Here is a 14224-nt window from a genome sequence, read left to right as displayed (position 1 = left end):
GTTATCCTTTTGTACTGCCGGAGGTGAGGCCGGAAACAAAGTATTTCTGTAGCGCCAGATAGAGGATCGCCACCGGAATCGCGATCAACACGGCGCCTGCGGCGTAGGTGGTGTAACTGGCGCCCATTTTTTGCGCCACCAGGTTATAAAGCCCGATCGGCAAGGTGTATTTATCTGGGGTGCGCAAGATGGTACTGGAGAGAATGAAATCCCCCAGCGGGCCGGTGAAGGAAAACAGCGCGACGACCGCCACGATAGGCTTCGACAACGGCATGATGATCTCAATAAAGATGCGGAAGTTGCTGGCGCCGTCCATGCGCGCCGACTCATCCAGATCTTTGGGGATCGCGTCCAGGTAGCCCTTCATCAGATAAGTGTTCATCGGGATCATCCCGGCGACATAAATCAACACCAGCGCCAGATGGCTATTAATCAGGCCCAGCAGCTGTGACAGCACGAAAATCGCAATCAATGCCGAAAACTGCGGGATCATCTGCAGCAACAGGAACAGCATCAGGCCGTTTTGCCGCCCTTTAAAACGGAAACGGGAAAAGGCATAGGCGGTAAAGCTGACGCTAATTAAAGTCAGCACCATGGTCAGAAAACTGATTTTCATCGAGTTCCAGTACCACGTCACGTAATTAACCTGGCCATTAAAAAGATCGGCGTAATGCTGGAAAGAAAGATTCTCCGGAATAATAGAGGTACTCAGCAGGCTATTGCCGGCATTCAGCGATGCGCCCACCGTCCAAACCAACGGGTAAATAATAATGAGCGATACCAGCACGATAATCAGCCACGATAACGACAGGCGCACCCATTTTTCACGTTTAATACTTTGTGATTTAGCCATTTTGCTTCCTTTAGGCCATGTCATCATTTTTAAATGATTTCGTGGCGCGGAATTGCCACAGAGCCAGGCCGACGACAAAGACAGACAGCAGTATGGTAATGGTTGCCGCAATGGCGTACTGCGAAGAGGACATGGTCAGTTTGTAGATCCACGACACCAGAATATCGGTCCCCCCTGCGTTAGACCCCGCCACCGCCGGCCCCCCGTTGTTAAACAAATAGATGATATTGAAGTTGTTAAAATTGAAGGTGTACTGGGTAATGATGATGGGCGCGATCGAGTACAGCACCAGCGGCAAAGTGATGGTGCGCAGTTTGGTCCAACTGCTGGCGCCGTCCATCGTCGCCGCCTCATAAAGATCTTCTGGGATCGCCTGCAACACACCGGTCGTCATGGCGAAAACAAACGGGAAGCCAAGCCAGGTCTGCATCATGATCAGCGCCGTTTTGGTCCAGAATGGATCGGTCATCCAGGCCTTGGGGCTAATACCGATAAACGCCAGAATGGCATTGTTAATGATGCCAAAGGAATCATTAAACATGCCGGCAAACACCAGAATCGTCACGAACCCCGGCACCGCCCACGGCAGGATAAAAATGGTTCGAATTAACGGCTTGAAACGTAAATCCTTCTGATTGACGAGGATCGCCAACAGCACCCCGACGCTGCACTGAAAGGTGGTCGCCAGCAACGTCCAGACGACCGTCCACTGCAAAACATCCAGAAACGTGGAGCGCCAAATCGACAGGGTAAAAATATTGATGAAGTTTTTAATCCCCACCCAATCCACCAGCTTCGCCGGCGGCGTGTGGTAGAGGTTATAATTGGTGAAGGCAATGGCAAAGCCGAACAGAATCGGAAATATCACCACGAAGACCAGCAGAATAAAGCCGGGCGTAATCATCAGATACGGGAAACCTTCGCTTAACAACATCTGATATTGCTTACGCACGCTGTTTAGCTGCAACCCTTCATCGCGTTTTTTCCCGTTCAGCCAGGCATCCCGCAGGGAGAGGTAATAGATAGTGACGCCAAAGGCAATAATCAGCACGCTGATGATCCCTTCCGCCAGCAAAAAGATGGAGTTATCACGCGGTACTTGCTCACCTAAGGTATACAGCCCCCATAACCCTTCGCGCAGAAAATCATAAAAAATGCCGATAAAACTGCCCAATAGAACCAGAAAGATCCCCCCCTTTAACCACTGGCGGTGATAAAACTGACCGAAGCCCGGCACAATAGCCAACAACAGGCCACACCAGGCATGGCGCCCCGCGCCATGCGCCTTAGCAAAATTCTCGCTGGGACTGATAATCACATACGGCTCCTTCTGAAAACGGGGAAAGCTCCCCGTTCCGCTACGGCAAAGTCATTACTGATTGCTGGCCTGCATGGCTTCAATTTGCATATTGATCTGTTTTTCTGCGTTATCAAGCGCGTCTTTCGGCGCCTGCTTACCGGTCAGGCTAAGTTCCAGCGCCGCATTGGCCGGCCCCCAGACCTCCCCCATTTCCGGAATGCCGGGCATCGCGGCCGCGCGCGTTGATTGCACCGCCACCGCGTTGGCCTTTTCATCATTCTTGATCAGCGGATCATTCATCATCGCCGTCAGCGGCGGGATTTCGCGCGTCGCGATATAGCGGGCTTTCACATACTGCGGCTGGTTAATAAACTCGATAAACCGCTGCGCCAGCTGTTTATCTTTGCTCCAGGTAGAAACGACATAGCCTTTCACGCCAAGGAAAGAGCCCATCGGTTTGCCATCGGGCAAATTGGGCATAGGCGCCACGCCGTAATTAATACCGGCGGCTTCATAAGGCTGGAATGCCCAGGGGCCGTTAATCACCGCGGCGGCTTTTTTCTCGGTAAATAATGAGTCAATGGCATTCAGGCCGTTATCGCCGATGATCCCGGCAGGGAAGACGCCATCGGCATAGAATTTCTTCAGGAAAGTCACGGCTTCAACCACGCCGGGTTTATTTAACCCCACATCCTGCGGATTAAGCCCGCCCTTGCCGTTGTCGCCAAAGATATAGCCGCCCATGGGGGCAATCACACCCCAGCTGTAATAAATCTGGTCAAACTTGGCCAGCAAACCGTATTTATCCTGTTCTCGCTGCTTTTTAGAGAAGTCGTACCATTCCTGCAGGTTGCTTAGCGGGTGTTCAATCAGGTCTTTGTTGTAAATCAGCACCAGCGTTTCCACCGCTTTCGGCACGCCGTACAACGTATTGTCCATACGGAACGCCTTCACCGCTGCCGGCGTGAATCCATCCATCTTGGTTTTTTCAACATCCAACGGCGCCAATAACCCCTGAACAACGGCCCCGCCCAACTGATCATTAGGGATAACCAACACGTCCGGGCCAATCCCTGCCGGGCCATCCAGGCGTAGCTTTTCCAACTGTTGTGCATAAGGCATCTCTTGTACGTTAACTTTTACGTTGTACTGTTTTTCAAAGTCGCTAATCGCATCTTGGATGCCGACGGATTTTTTGATGTCTTCCCAGACATTGAGCTGTTGCGCGGCATGCGCCGGCAGACTCATTATCTGCCCAACGGCCAGGCCAGAGAGGATAAGTGCAGCAAGTATGTTCTTTTTCATTATCAACCTCATGTGAAGGTATAACAATTTAATGATTATTATTGTGCATCACCGTTTTTAGACGCCCAGGAATTGTTGCTATACCTTGATTTCATGCCATTCCCTCTGGCCGCGTCATTTTGTTATACGCTACGCTGCAGGCAGGAATAAAACTACAAAAAACTGCTCATTGTGTGATCATGGCTACAGAAATGAAACATCACGATAGGGCGCAAAAACACGGGAAGTTATAGTCAATACATGAATTCAGTGCTGTTGAGCATCGCTTTTCTGGAATGTTATACGTAATACAAAAATCATTTCAGCACGCTAAGAAACCCAACGGCAAACAGCGGCTAACTAGTTCGAGGAGCGTTGATGTCCAGCATACGACTGAGAAATGTCACTAAGCGGTTTGACAATACGGTAACGCTACATAACGTTGATCTTTATATTGAAAATGGCGAATTTGCGGTATTTGTCGGCCCATCGGGCTGCGGTAAATCTACGCTGCTGCGGATGATTGCCGGATTGGAAGAGGTCAGTGGTGGTGAAGTATTGATTGGCGATGAAGTGATGAACGATGTCGCTCCGGCGCACCGTGGGGTAGCTATGGTGTTTCAATCCTATGCGCTGTACCCGCATATGACGGTGGCAGAAAACATGGGCTATGGGTTGAAGGTGAATAAAGTCCCCAAAGAAGAAATACGCCACCAGGTTGAAATGGTGGCTAAAACCTTGCAACTGTCGCAGTTGCTGGACAGAAAACCGAAGCAGCTTTCCGGCGGCCAGCGGCAACGCGTCGCTATTGGGCGCGCGATTGTGCGCAATCCCCGCGTATTTATGTTTGATGAACCGCTATCCAATCTGGATGCCGAATTGCGCGTTGAAATGCGCCTGCATATCGCAAAACTGCATCAGGAAATGAAAACCACCATGGTGTATGTCACCCACGATCAGGTTGAAGCAATGACGCTTGCCGATAAAATCGTGGTTATGAACTACGGCCAGGTTGAGCAAATGGGCTCACCGATGAGCCTATACTACAACCCGATAAACAAATTCGTCGCCGGCTTTATCGGTTCCCCCAAAATGAACTTGCTGCCGGCGACGGTAACCGCCTGGCAGCCGGGTGAACTCAGCGTCAGCCTGGCGCAAGATCATACCGTCACCCTGGCGATAGATACCACACCGTTAAAAGCCGGTGAGGACATCACGCTGGGGATTCGCCCAGAGCACCTGTCGACGGAAGCCACAACCGGGCCGGGCATGGAGTTCCAGTGTGAAGTGGTGGAACGGCTGGGAAACAACACCTATCTGTTCGGCCAATGCTATGGCCATGACAACGTGAAAGTATTATTGCCCGGTGACGTGCGTTTCCGCCCTTGGCAAAAAATTAACGTGGCCTTTGCCGCCAGGCACTGCATGATCTTCGATAAGCATGGGGTACGAATTAGTGCGGATATTCCGCTGCCAGATGAGCATTAACGCAAGGCCAAACTCATCAGGCTAACGCGTTGGTGAGGGGAACGTCTATTAAACATAGGCCCACTCTACTCTGGGCCTTTTGCCCCGACGGCAGGCTGATCTATTGCCAGGCAGAGCCCGATAATTCACGTGGCGGAAGCACGGCTCAAATATCCCACGATAAAAACTCAACGACTAAGCAACATAAATTTAAAATAAATTAACAACCGCGTATATACCATATATGTCAAATAAATATAACATTTTGTAAGTTGCAAAAATATCTCATAAGAACATTATATTTTCAGAACTTGTTGATCTTTATGGTGTGTTGGCAATGGTAATAATCAGGGATATTATCAAGCATTATTCAGACGAAAAAATATTAAAAGGCGTATCCCTGGATATTAACCAAGGAGAGGTCATTTGCATTATAGGCCCCAGCGGCTCTGGTAAAACAACCCTGTTGCGCAGCCTTAATTTTTTAGATCCCGCCGATGGCGGCACCATCAAGATTAACGATGTGCAGGTAAACTGCGCCAGTGCTAATAAAAAAGAAATTAATCGGCTGCGGGCGAAAACTGCGATGGTATTTCAATCCTGGAATTTATTCCATAACCGTACGGCGCTGGAAAATATCACGGAAGGTTTGATTTACGCGAAAAAGATGCCGCGCCGTGACGCCCTTAAACTGGCCGAACGCCTGCTCACACGCGTGGGGTTATGGAACAGGAAAGATCACTATCCCAATAGCCTATCCGGCGGGCAAAAGCAACGCGTTGGCATCGCCCGCGCGCTGGCAATGAACCCCGCATTGTTGTTGCTTGATGAGCCAACCTCCGCGCTCGATCCTGAAAAAGTAGGCGAAGTATTGAGCCTGATTCAGGAGATCGCCGCGGAAGGGCAAACCATGATTATCGTTACCCATGAGATGGCGTTTGCCCGCCAGGTTGCGGACCGCGTGATTTTTATGGAAGAGGGGAAAATCATTGAGCAGGGGCCACCAGAACAAATTTTTGCGGCGGCCAAGCAGGCCCGCACCAACGCGTTTCTCGCCCGCCTACAGTTCCAGCGTTGAGGCGCCGCGATGAACACGTCATTATTCAGCCTTGATGATCTGTACCAGATTGTCCCAAAACTGCTTGAGAACCTGCCGATTACCTTGGGCATTACCGGCGCTTCTCTGGTGATTGGCCTGGCTCTTGGCCTGGCTACCGCGATATTGCAATTCAACAAACGCCGGTGGCTGCGCAAATTTGCCAAGGCGTATACCGATATCATGCGCGGTGCGCCGCTGGCGCTGCTGATTTTATTGTTTTTCTATGGCGGCAAGCTGCTGTTGAACGCCGCCGGGTTTGAGCCGCGCAGCATCAGCGACACCACTTTCGCCGTGTTGTCCATCGCGGTGGGTATGAGCCCGTACTTTGCAGAAATGCTGCGCTCCGCCTGGAACGCCGTGGATCGGGGGCAAAAAGAGGCGATCCAAAGTTTGAATATCCCCTACCCGATCGGCGTGCTGCGTATTATCTTCCCACAAGGGTTAATTATCGCGTTGCCTAACTTCGGCAATTTATTAATCAACCTGATTAAGATGACGTCGCTGGTCAATATTATCGGCATTGTAGATATCTTCGGCCGGGCGCAAAAAATAGCGCAAAACAGCTACGGCGCTAAACAAGTCTCTGCATTTATCAGCGTAATTATTATTTATTGGGCACTGAACGTTGCCATTTATTTTCTGACGCAGCAGATAGAAAAACGCTATCGCTATTTATTGGAGTAAACCACCGGCATGTTTAGCATTGAGTTTATTATCAACAACTGTGGTTTTATTTTAAGCGCGCTGCCGGTGACGCTCAGTATTACTGGGTTGTCATTGGTATTCTCGCTACTGCTGGGCGGATTGCTGGCATCGGTGATGATTCGCAACACCCCGGGTGTGAAATATCTGGTTAAGGTATTTATCTCTTTCGGCCGTTCAATCCCCATGCTGGTGATGCTGTATTTCGTGTTTTACGTCTGGCCATGGGGCGCCAGCGCCCTGTTTAGCGGGCCGAACACGCCCATCTTCCATTACAAGCTCGCACCGATGGTAGCCGCTGTCATTGCTTTTTCGGTGGTATTTAGCGCCTATTTCGCCGAGGCGTTTCGCGCCGCCTGGAATGCGGTAGAGAAAGGCCAACGCGAGGCCGCCTGGTCCGTCGGGTTAACCGGTTTTACGCGGCTGCGGCGCATTATTCTGCCACAGGCAGCGGTATCGGCGCTGCCTAACATGACCAGCATTGTGATCGATCTGATTAAAGATACCTCGCTGGTCTACACCATTACCGTGGTGGATTTGATGGCGAAGGCCAATATGGCCGCCGCACGTGGGTTCCATTTCGTGGAGGCGTATTGCGTGGTGTTGCTGGTTTACATTCTGCTGTGCCTGGCTATCGCAGGGGCGCTACGGCGCCTGGAAGGGTTTTTGAGCCGTAAATGGGCCACGCATGCGCAGCCAGCTTAATAATAATGATGATGCACTCGTTGGGGGTCACAATGGTTACAAGTAAAAAATTACGCGTTGCCGCGCTGGCATTACTGGCCGGTATCAGCGCCACATGGGCAGCGCAAAGCAGCGCGGCGCCGCAAACGGTGGAAGTGGTGGTTAACGCCAATGGCTTTCCGTTTAGCTTTATCGATGATAACAATAAACTTTCCGGCTATGACGGCGAGCTGCTGCAAATCGTTGATGAACGCTTGCCGGATTATCAATTCCATTTCAGCGCGGTCTCGCGCGATGCCATGATCGTCGGGCTCTCTACCGGCGCCTATAGCCTGGCGGCGGATCATTTCTACCTGACCAAGGAGCGTGCCGCGCAGTATGACTATTCCCACCAACCATCCGGCATCAGCGATTTACGCCTGATTGTCCGTAACGATGAAAACGGCATTCATAACCTGGACGATCTGGCCAACGGCAATAAAAAATTGGTGCCGATCCACACCAATGATGCCCGCTATACGGTGATTGAAAACTACAACCAAAAGCACGCCGCCAAACCGATCAATCTTCAGCCCAATGGCGAACAGTCGGCGGCGGATATCTTCCGCTCCGTCGCCTCCGGCGAGTATGACGCAGCTATTTACCCGATTGGCGCACTGCTGGCGCTAAACAAATCATTGAACTTGAACCTGAAAGCCTCTGATTCCGTCGGGTTATTCCCTAATGTGTTCCTGTACCGTAAAAATACCGATCCGAAATTGATTGAAGCCGTGGATAACGTGCTGGTGGCGTTGAAGAACGACGGCACACTCTCGGCGCTGTCCAAGAAATGGTACAACGAGGATGTGTACCAACTGCCGGGAGCCAGTGCGGTTAAGGTAAACACCGACTGGGAATAGCGGCCTGCCGGGCGGCAGTTGATAAACCCTGAAGACGATTAGCGAGGCATGTATGGCAACGTTACGTTGGGACCACGCGGTGCACTTTGTTAACGCGCCACAGGCGGCGATCGAGACTTTCGCCGCGCACCAATTGTTAGCCGTAGCGGGTGGCAAGCACCCCGGCTGGGGCACCTATAATGCACTAAGCTATTTTGGCCTAACCTACATTGAATTTTTGGCGATCGCCGATGCTGCAGAGCTGGCGGCAGCGCAATCACACTTTCTGCTCGCACGCGACGCGGCGCACCTGTTACCACAGCGCCAGGCTTTGTACCGGGTTGCCTTGCGCAGCGATAACATTGCGCAAACCCACGCCGCCCTGCGCGATCGTGGGCTGGCCGTATCCGCCATCCTCGACGGGCAGCGCAAGGATCCGCAAGGCAACCTGATCAGTTGGCGTATTTTCACGATTGATGGCGACTATCAGGGAGTGGTCTATCCGTTTGTCCTGCAATGGGACGAAAGCGATCGCCAGCGGCTCGCCACACTGCAGGCGCGGGGGCTTGACCGCCCGCACCCCGCCGGCCCAATCACCCTGCAACGCGCCGTGTTTGAAGTTGCAGAGCCGGCCAGCGTGGCGGCGCACTGGCAAACGTTGTTTGGGTTAACCGGGCAGGCAGAAACGCTGAACATTGGTGAGCAGCAGTTTGTCTTCCGCCAGGGCACGGCCAACGGGCTGGCGGCGCTGGAGTTTTCCACCGCCAACCCGGCGCTGAAAGGCCAGACGCTGCGTATCGGCCAGGGGCGTTATCACTTTATCTGAAGGAGTAGCAAATATGGCTAACGTACATTTTATCGGGGCCGGACAAATGGCGGAGGCAATTTTGCGCGCATCGCTAAACGCCGACACGCTGGCGCCTGATGCCGTTTCACTCGAGGATATTGATGCCCAGCGTGTCGCCATTCTGGCCGCACGCTACGGTTTATCCGCCACACAGCCCGGCGATAAGGGGTTACGCAGCGCGCAGTTGGTGGTGCTGGGTATTCGCCCGCAGGATGATCTGGCCGGCGTAGCACAGCGCCTGCAGGGGCAATTGGCGCCCGGGGCTACGCTGGTTTCCCTGATTGCCGGGGTGACGCTGGCGCGCCTGGAAGCGCTGTTTGGTGAAGAAACGCCTATCGCTAGGGTGATCCCCAACACCCTGACCGATACCGGCTTCGGCTACAGTGGCGTGGTGCTGAATGCGCATGCGCACGAGGAGCAGGTAACCCCATTCCTCAAGGGCTTTGGCAAAGTGCTCTATCTGCCGGAGCGGTTGATTGATGTCTTTACCGGCTTTGGCGTAGCGGGGCCGAATTATATTTATTACTTTATCGAATCGCTCACCGACGCCGGGGTGCTTGCCGGGCTGCCGCGCGCCCAGGCAACGGAGGTCGTACTGGAAAACCTGCAGGGGACTGTGGAAATGCTGCGCCTGAGCCAGAAACACCCCCGCCAACTGCTGGATATCAACAACTCCCCCGCCGGGGTGGGCATGCACGGCCTGTACGAGCTGAACAACAGCGACTTTGCCGCCGGCTTGCAGCGCAGCGTTCTGGCCGCGGTGCGGCGCACCACCGAACTGGCGAATCTGGGCTAAGTTTGCAGACCCCAAGACGTAATATGTGGCAAATCCCCCGCCCCGATTTGCCACCGCGGCACGCCGCTCTGGCTTTCTTATTCACGGTGATAGTATAAAGCAACCAGGAAGTGCTTCTAACGGCTGTATTATTATGCCTTTGTTTATTCGCCAAAAAATATGGAGCAGCGGTGATAAACTGCTTGAGGTCGTCAAATGAAGAAAAATATCATCGTTCTGTTGGCTATATTCTCGCCATTATCAACCATGGCCGCCTCTCCTGATTGCCATTCATGGCCAATGAATATGGCCGAAGCATGGATGAAGAATGCTGGGATTGTCGATATTGTTAATCTTGATGAATCGAAGACGGAGATTAACCGGCTGGCCTCGGAGAAGAAGGGAAAAGATCGCTATACTCAGGTTTATCATTTTGTTTTCCATGATAAATCGGGTGGACGCTACGAGGTAATCACGCAAAGCGATGCATCCAGTACCGAGTGTTCAATAAGCGAAGTTAACAGCTATCTGGTGTCAAAAAGCGATATAACGCACTGACTGCGTTGGCAGCGGGCAACGTCCAAATGTGGAGCCCGAATGGTGTTTACGCAACAATAAAAAACCCTGCCGAAGCAGGGTTTCATTCGTTCTTCGTGAACGCATGCTAAAAATGCATGCGTTAGAACGGGATATCGTCGTCAAAATCCATTGGCGGTTCATTGCTGCTGGCCGCCGGGGCGCTATTCTGCGCCGGGCGCGCCTGCTGGCCGCCGCTGAATTGATTGCCACCCTGGGGTTGCTGTGGCTGGCCCCAGTTGCCCTGGCCGCCGGCTGATTGGCCAGCGCCTGCGCCGCCGCCCTGCCCTTGCTGACGGCCGCCCAGCATCTGCATGGAGCCGCCAATGTTCACCACCACTTCCGTGGTGTAACGATCCTGGCCGCTCTGATCCTGCCATTTACGGGTCTGAAGCTGGCCTTCGATATAAACCTGTGAGCCTTTACGCAGGTATTCGCCCGCCACTTCCGCCAGTTTGCCGAACAGCACTACGCGGTGCCATTCCGTTTTTTCTTTCTGCTCGCCAGTCGCCTTATCACGCCAGCTTTCGGAGGTTGCCAGAGTAATGTTGGCAACTGCGCCCCCATTAGGCATGTAACGAACTTCCGGGTCTTGGCCCAGGTTCCCGACCAGAATTACTTTGTTTACGCCTCGGCTGGCCATGAGCACTCTCCTGATGAATGATTTTTACACAGTATAAACGAGTGAGTTTAACATGCCAGACGCGAAACCACACCTACGTTAATAACTGCGAATGGGGTTCCAGAAGTGTTCCCACACCGGGCTACGTTGCATTCATATACTGGATATCCATTCAGTTTTTTTTGTGCCATAATTATGCGTTTCGTACTGGCTGTACTGTTTTTTTGCGCGTTAAGTCACAAGAATGCACGCAAAAAGTGCAAACGGGCGCAGCGTATCATCAAGACGGGAAGTGTAAATGGACAATATCGAAGTTCGTGGTGCTCGTACCCATAATCTCAAAAACATCAACCTGATTATCCCACGCGACAAGCTGGTGGTGGTCACCGGTCTGTCTGGATCAGGCAAGTCCTCACTGGCTTTTGATACGCTATACGCCGAAGGGCAGCGCCGCTACGTTGAATCGCTTTCCGCCTATGCGCGCCAGTTCCTTTCTCTGATGGAAAAGCCGGATGTCGATCATATCGAAGGGCTGTCGCCGGCCATTTCGATCGAGCAAAAATCAACGTCGCATAACCCGCGTTCCACCGTGGGCACCATCACGGAAATCCACGATTACCTGCGCCTGCTGTTCGCCCGCGTCGGCGAGCCGCGCTGCCCGGAGCACCATGTGCCCTTGGCGGCGCAGACCGTCAGCCAAATGGTGGACAACGTGCTCAGCCAGCCGGAAGGCAAACGGCTGATGCTGTTGGCGCCGGTAATTAAAGATCGCAAAGGCGAGCACACCAAAACGCTGGAAAACCTGGCCACCCAGGGCTACATCCGTGCGCGTATCGATGGCGAAGTGTGCGATCTTTCCGATCCGCCGAAACTGGAACTGCAGAAAAAACACTCTATTGAAGTGGTGGTCGATCGCTTCAAAGTGCGTGAGGATCTGGCCCAACGTCTGGCGGAATCGTTTGAAACCGCGCTGGAGCTTTCCGGCGGCACGGCGGTAGTCGCCGATATGGACGACGCCAAGGCGCCAGAGTTGCTGTTCTCCGCCAACTTCGCCTGCCCGCAATGCGGTTACAGCATGCGTGAACTGGAACCGCGCCTGTTCTCGTTCAACAACCCGGCCGGCGCCTGCCCCACCTGCGACGGCCTGGGCGTGCAGCAGTTTTTCGATCCGGACCGCGTGGTGCAAAACCCCGAGCTGTCTCTGGCCGGTGGCGCGATCCGCGGCTGGGATCGCCGCAATTTCTACTACTTCCAAATGCTGCGCTCGCTGGCGGACCACTACAATTTTGATATCGAAGCGCCGTTCAACAGCCTGGGCGACAACGTGCAAAAAGCCGTGTTGTATGGCTCCGGCAAGGAATCGATCGAGTTTAAATACATCAACGATCGCGGCGATACCACAGTGCGCCGCCACCCGTTCGAAGGCGTGCTGCACAATATGGAGCGCCGCTACAAGGAAACCGAATCCACCGCAGTGCGCGAAGAACTGGCGAAGTTCATCAGCAACCGCCCCTGCGCTTCCTGTAACGGCACGCGCCTGCGTGAAGAAGCGCGTAACGTGTTTGTTGAAGACACCACGCTGCCGCAAATTTCCGATCTTAGCATCGGCCATGCGCTGACCTTCTTCCAGAACATGAAGCTGAGCGGCCAGCGCGCCAAGATCGCTGAGAAAGTATTGAAAGAAATCGGCGATCGCCTGAAGTTCCTGGTGAACGTCGGCCTGAACTACCTGTCACTGTCCCGTTCGGCAGAAACGCTGTCCGGTGGCGAAGCGCAGCGTATCCGCCTGGCAAGCCAGATCGGTGCCGGGTTGGTGGGGGTAATGTACGTGCTGGATGAGCCTTCCATCGGCCTGCACCAGCGCGATAACGAGCGCCTGCTGGAAACGCTGATCCACCTGCGCAACCTGGGCAACACGGTGATTGTGGTGGAACACGATGAAGACGCCATCCGCATCGCCGACCACGTGATCGATATTGGCCCCGGCGCCGGTGTACACGGCGGCCAGGTAGTGGCGGAAGGCACCGTTGCCGACATCATGGCGCAGCCGGATTCCCTCACCGGGCAGTTCCTGAGCGGCAAGCGCGAGATCGCCATTCCGCAGCAGCGCGTCCCGGCCGATCCAAGCAAAGTATTGAAGCTGAGCGGCGCACGCGGCAACAACCTGAAGGACGTCACGCTGACGCTGCCGGTCGGGCTGTTCACCTGCATCACCGGGGTGTCCGGCTCGGGCAAATCAACGCTGATTAACGATACGTTGTTCCCGATCGCCCAGCGCCAGCTTAACGGTGCCACCCTCGCCGAACCGGCGCCGTTCCGTGAAATTACCGGGCTTGAGCATTTCGACAAAGTTATCGATATCGATCAAAGCCCGATCGGCCGCACGCCGCGTTCCAACCCGGCCACCTACACCGGCATCTTCACGCCGGTGCGTGAGCTGTTCGCCGGCGTGCCGGAAGCGCGCAGCCGCGGCTATAACCCGGGGCGGTTTAGTTTCAACGTGCGCGGCGGCCGCTGCGAAGCCTGCCAGGGCGATGGCGTGATCAAGGTGGAAATGCACTTCCTGCCGGATATTTACGTGCCCTGCGATCAGTGCAAAGGCAAACGCTATAACCGCGAAACGCTGGAGATTAAATACAAAGGCAAAAGTATCCACGAAGTGCTGGATATGACCATCGAAGAAGCACGCGATTTCTTTGATGCCGTTCCCGCGCTGGCGCGCAAGCTGCAAACGCTGATCGACGTTGGCCTGTCGTACATTCGCCTCGGCCAGTCGGCCACCACGCTGTCCGGCGGCGAAGCCCAGCGGGTGAAACTGGCGCGTGAGCTGTCAAAACGCGGCACCGGCCAAACCCTGTATATCCTTGACGAGCCAACCACCGGCCTGCACTTCGCCGATATTCAGCAGTTGCTTTCGGTGCTGCACCAGTTGCGCGATCAGGGCAACACCATCGTGGTGATTGAGCATAACCTGGACGTGATTAAAACCGCGGACTGGATTGTCGATCTGGGGCCGGAAGGCGGCAGCGGCGGCGGTGAGATCCTGGTTTCCGGCACGCCGGAAACCGTGGCGCAGTGCGAAGCCTCGCACACCGCGCGCTTCCTTAAACCGATGCTTGAGAAGAAATAACCCGTTA

Annotated in this window: 13 protein-coding genes; 9 read left to right on the top strand and 4 right to left on the bottom strand. The window is 53.8% G+C overall.

What is annotated here, in order from left to right; genetic code table 11:
• Position 1: 1 nt before the first annotated feature.
• From ACN28Q_RS14075 to ACN28Q_RS14065, 3 genes are read right to left on the bottom strand one after another with little or no spacing between them, the layout of a single operon-like run.
• Complete coding sequence (locus tag ACN28Q_RS14075; RefSeq protein ID WP_095846906.1) at positions 2-853, bottom strand: sugar ABC transporter permease; 852 nt, start codon at positions 851-853, stop codon at positions 2-4.
• 10 nt (positions 854-863) lie between these two features.
• Entirely contained in the window at positions 864-2171 is a 1308-nt protein-coding gene (locus ACN28Q_RS14070; RefSeq protein ID WP_095846905.1) for a carbohydrate ABC transporter permease, read from the bottom strand.
• Positions 2172-2225: 54 nt separating this feature from the next.
• Positions 2226-3458: an extracellular solute-binding protein gene (locus tag ACN28Q_RS14065; protein WP_095846904.1), complete on the bottom strand. Its 1233-nt coding sequence runs from the start codon at positions 3456-3458 to the stop codon at positions 2226-2228.
• 357 nt (positions 3459-3815) lie between these two features.
• Here ACN28Q_RS14065 and ACN28Q_RS14060 point away from each other — a divergent pair, with 357 nt between their 5' ends.
• The 8 genes from ACN28Q_RS14060 (at position 3816) to ACN28Q_RS14025 (ending at position 10447) form a co-directional block, all read left to right on the top strand.
• Entirely contained in the window at positions 3816-4925 is a 1110-nt protein-coding gene (locus ACN28Q_RS14060; protein WP_095846903.1) for an ABC transporter ATP-binding protein, read from the top strand.
• A gap of 310 nt (positions 4926-5235) precedes the next feature.
• On the top strand, positions 5236-5982 hold the full coding sequence (locus ACN28Q_RS14055) for an amino acid ABC transporter ATP-binding protein (protein ID WP_269467116.1): 747 nt from the start codon (positions 5236-5238) through the stop codon (positions 5980-5982).
• A gap of 9 nt (positions 5983-5991) precedes the next feature.
• Complete coding sequence (locus ACN28Q_RS14050) at positions 5992-6687, top strand: amino acid ABC transporter permease (RefSeq protein WP_095846901.1); 696 nt, start codon at positions 5992-5994, stop codon at positions 6685-6687.
• A 9-nt stretch (positions 6688-6696) separates the two neighbouring features.
• Entirely contained in the window at positions 6697-7410 is a 714-nt protein-coding gene (locus tag ACN28Q_RS14045) for an amino acid ABC transporter permease (protein ID WP_095846900.1), read from the top strand.
• 32 nt (positions 7411-7442) lie between these two features.
• Positions 7443-8288, top strand: coding sequence for a transporter substrate-binding domain-containing protein (locus ACN28Q_RS14040; protein WP_095846899.1), 846 nt, complete (start codon positions 7443-7445; stop codon positions 8286-8288).
• Between the two features lie 52 nt (positions 8289-8340).
• Complete coding sequence (locus ACN28Q_RS14035) at positions 8341-9093, top strand: VOC family protein (protein ID WP_095846898.1); 753 nt, start codon at positions 8341-8343, stop codon at positions 9091-9093.
• A gap of 13 nt (positions 9094-9106) precedes the next feature.
• The gene (locus ACN28Q_RS14030) at positions 9107-9910 is read left to right on the top strand and encodes a pyrroline-5-carboxylate reductase family protein (RefSeq protein WP_095846897.1); all 804 of its coding nucleotides are present in this window, start codon (positions 9107-9109) and stop codon (positions 9908-9910) included.
• A gap of 195 nt (positions 9911-10105) precedes the next feature.
• Entirely contained in the window at positions 10106-10447 is a 342-nt protein-coding gene (locus ACN28Q_RS14025; RefSeq protein WP_095846896.1) for a hypothetical protein, read from the top strand.
• 121 nt (positions 10448-10568) lie between these two features.
• Here the strand turns inward: ACN28Q_RS14025 and ssb1 are convergent, their stop codons facing one another.
• Positions 10569-11108, bottom strand: coding sequence for a single-stranded DNA-binding protein SSB1 (gene ssb1, locus ACN28Q_RS14020; RefSeq protein ID WP_095846895.1), 540 nt, complete (start codon positions 11106-11108; stop codon positions 10569-10571).
• 277 nt (positions 11109-11385) lie between these two features.
• Here ssb1 and uvrA point away from each other — a divergent pair, with 277 nt between their 5' ends.
• Complete coding sequence (gene uvrA / locus ACN28Q_RS14015) at positions 11386-14217, top strand: excinuclease ABC subunit UvrA (protein WP_095846894.1); 2832 nt, start codon at positions 11386-11388, stop codon at positions 14215-14217.
• Positions 14218-14224 lie beyond the last annotated feature (7 nt).

Origin of the sequence: Gibbsiella quercinecans (genome assembly GCF_002291425.1) — a bacterium.
Taxonomy (GTDB): Bacteria; Pseudomonadota; Gammaproteobacteria; order Enterobacterales; family Enterobacteriaceae; genus Gibbsiella; species Gibbsiella quercinecans.
The sequence above is the reverse complement of the archived record's forward strand: the minus strand, read 5'-3'. Positions and strand labels throughout refer to the sequence as shown.

What these genes read in the sequence shown, in the direction of transcription:
- ACN28Q_RS14075 (WP_095846906.1), bottom strand. Translation starts at nt 853, where the DNA reads ATGGCTAAATCACAAAGTATTAAACGTGAAAAATGGGTGCGCCTGTCG.
- ACN28Q_RS14065 (WP_095846904.1), bottom strand. Translation starts at nt 3,458, where the DNA reads ATGAAAAAGAACATACTTGCTGCACTTATCCTCTCTGGCCTGGCCGTT.
- ACN28Q_RS14060 (WP_095846903.1), top strand. Translation starts at nt 3,816, where the DNA reads ATGTCCAGCATACGACTGAGAAATGTCACTAAGCGGTTTGACAATACG.
- ACN28Q_RS14050 (WP_095846901.1), top strand. Translation starts at nt 5,992, where the DNA reads ATGAACACGTCATTATTCAGCCTTGATGATCTGTACCAGATTGTCCCA.
- ACN28Q_RS14045 (WP_095846900.1), top strand. Translation starts at nt 6,697, where the DNA reads ATGTTTAGCATTGAGTTTATTATCAACAACTGTGGTTTTATTTTAAGC.
- ACN28Q_RS14040 (WP_095846899.1), top strand. Translation starts at nt 7,443, where the DNA reads ATGGTTACAAGTAAAAAATTACGCGTTGCCGCGCTGGCATTACTGGCC.
- ACN28Q_RS14035 (WP_095846898.1), top strand. Translation starts at nt 8,341, where the DNA reads ATGGCAACGTTACGTTGGGACCACGCGGTGCACTTTGTTAACGCGCCA.
- ACN28Q_RS14030 (WP_095846897.1), top strand. Translation starts at nt 9,107, where the DNA reads ATGGCTAACGTACATTTTATCGGGGCCGGACAAATGGCGGAGGCAATT.
- ACN28Q_RS14025 (WP_095846896.1), top strand. Translation starts at nt 10,106, where the DNA reads ATGAAGAAAAATATCATCGTTCTGTTGGCTATATTCTCGCCATTATCA.
- ssb1 (WP_095846895.1), bottom strand. Translation starts at nt 11,108, where the DNA reads ATGGCCAGCCGAGGCGTAAACAAAGTAATTCTGGTCGGGAACCTGGGC.
- uvrA (WP_095846894.1), top strand. Translation starts at nt 11,386, where the DNA reads ATGGACAATATCGAAGTTCGTGGTGCTCGTACCCATAATCTCAAAAAC.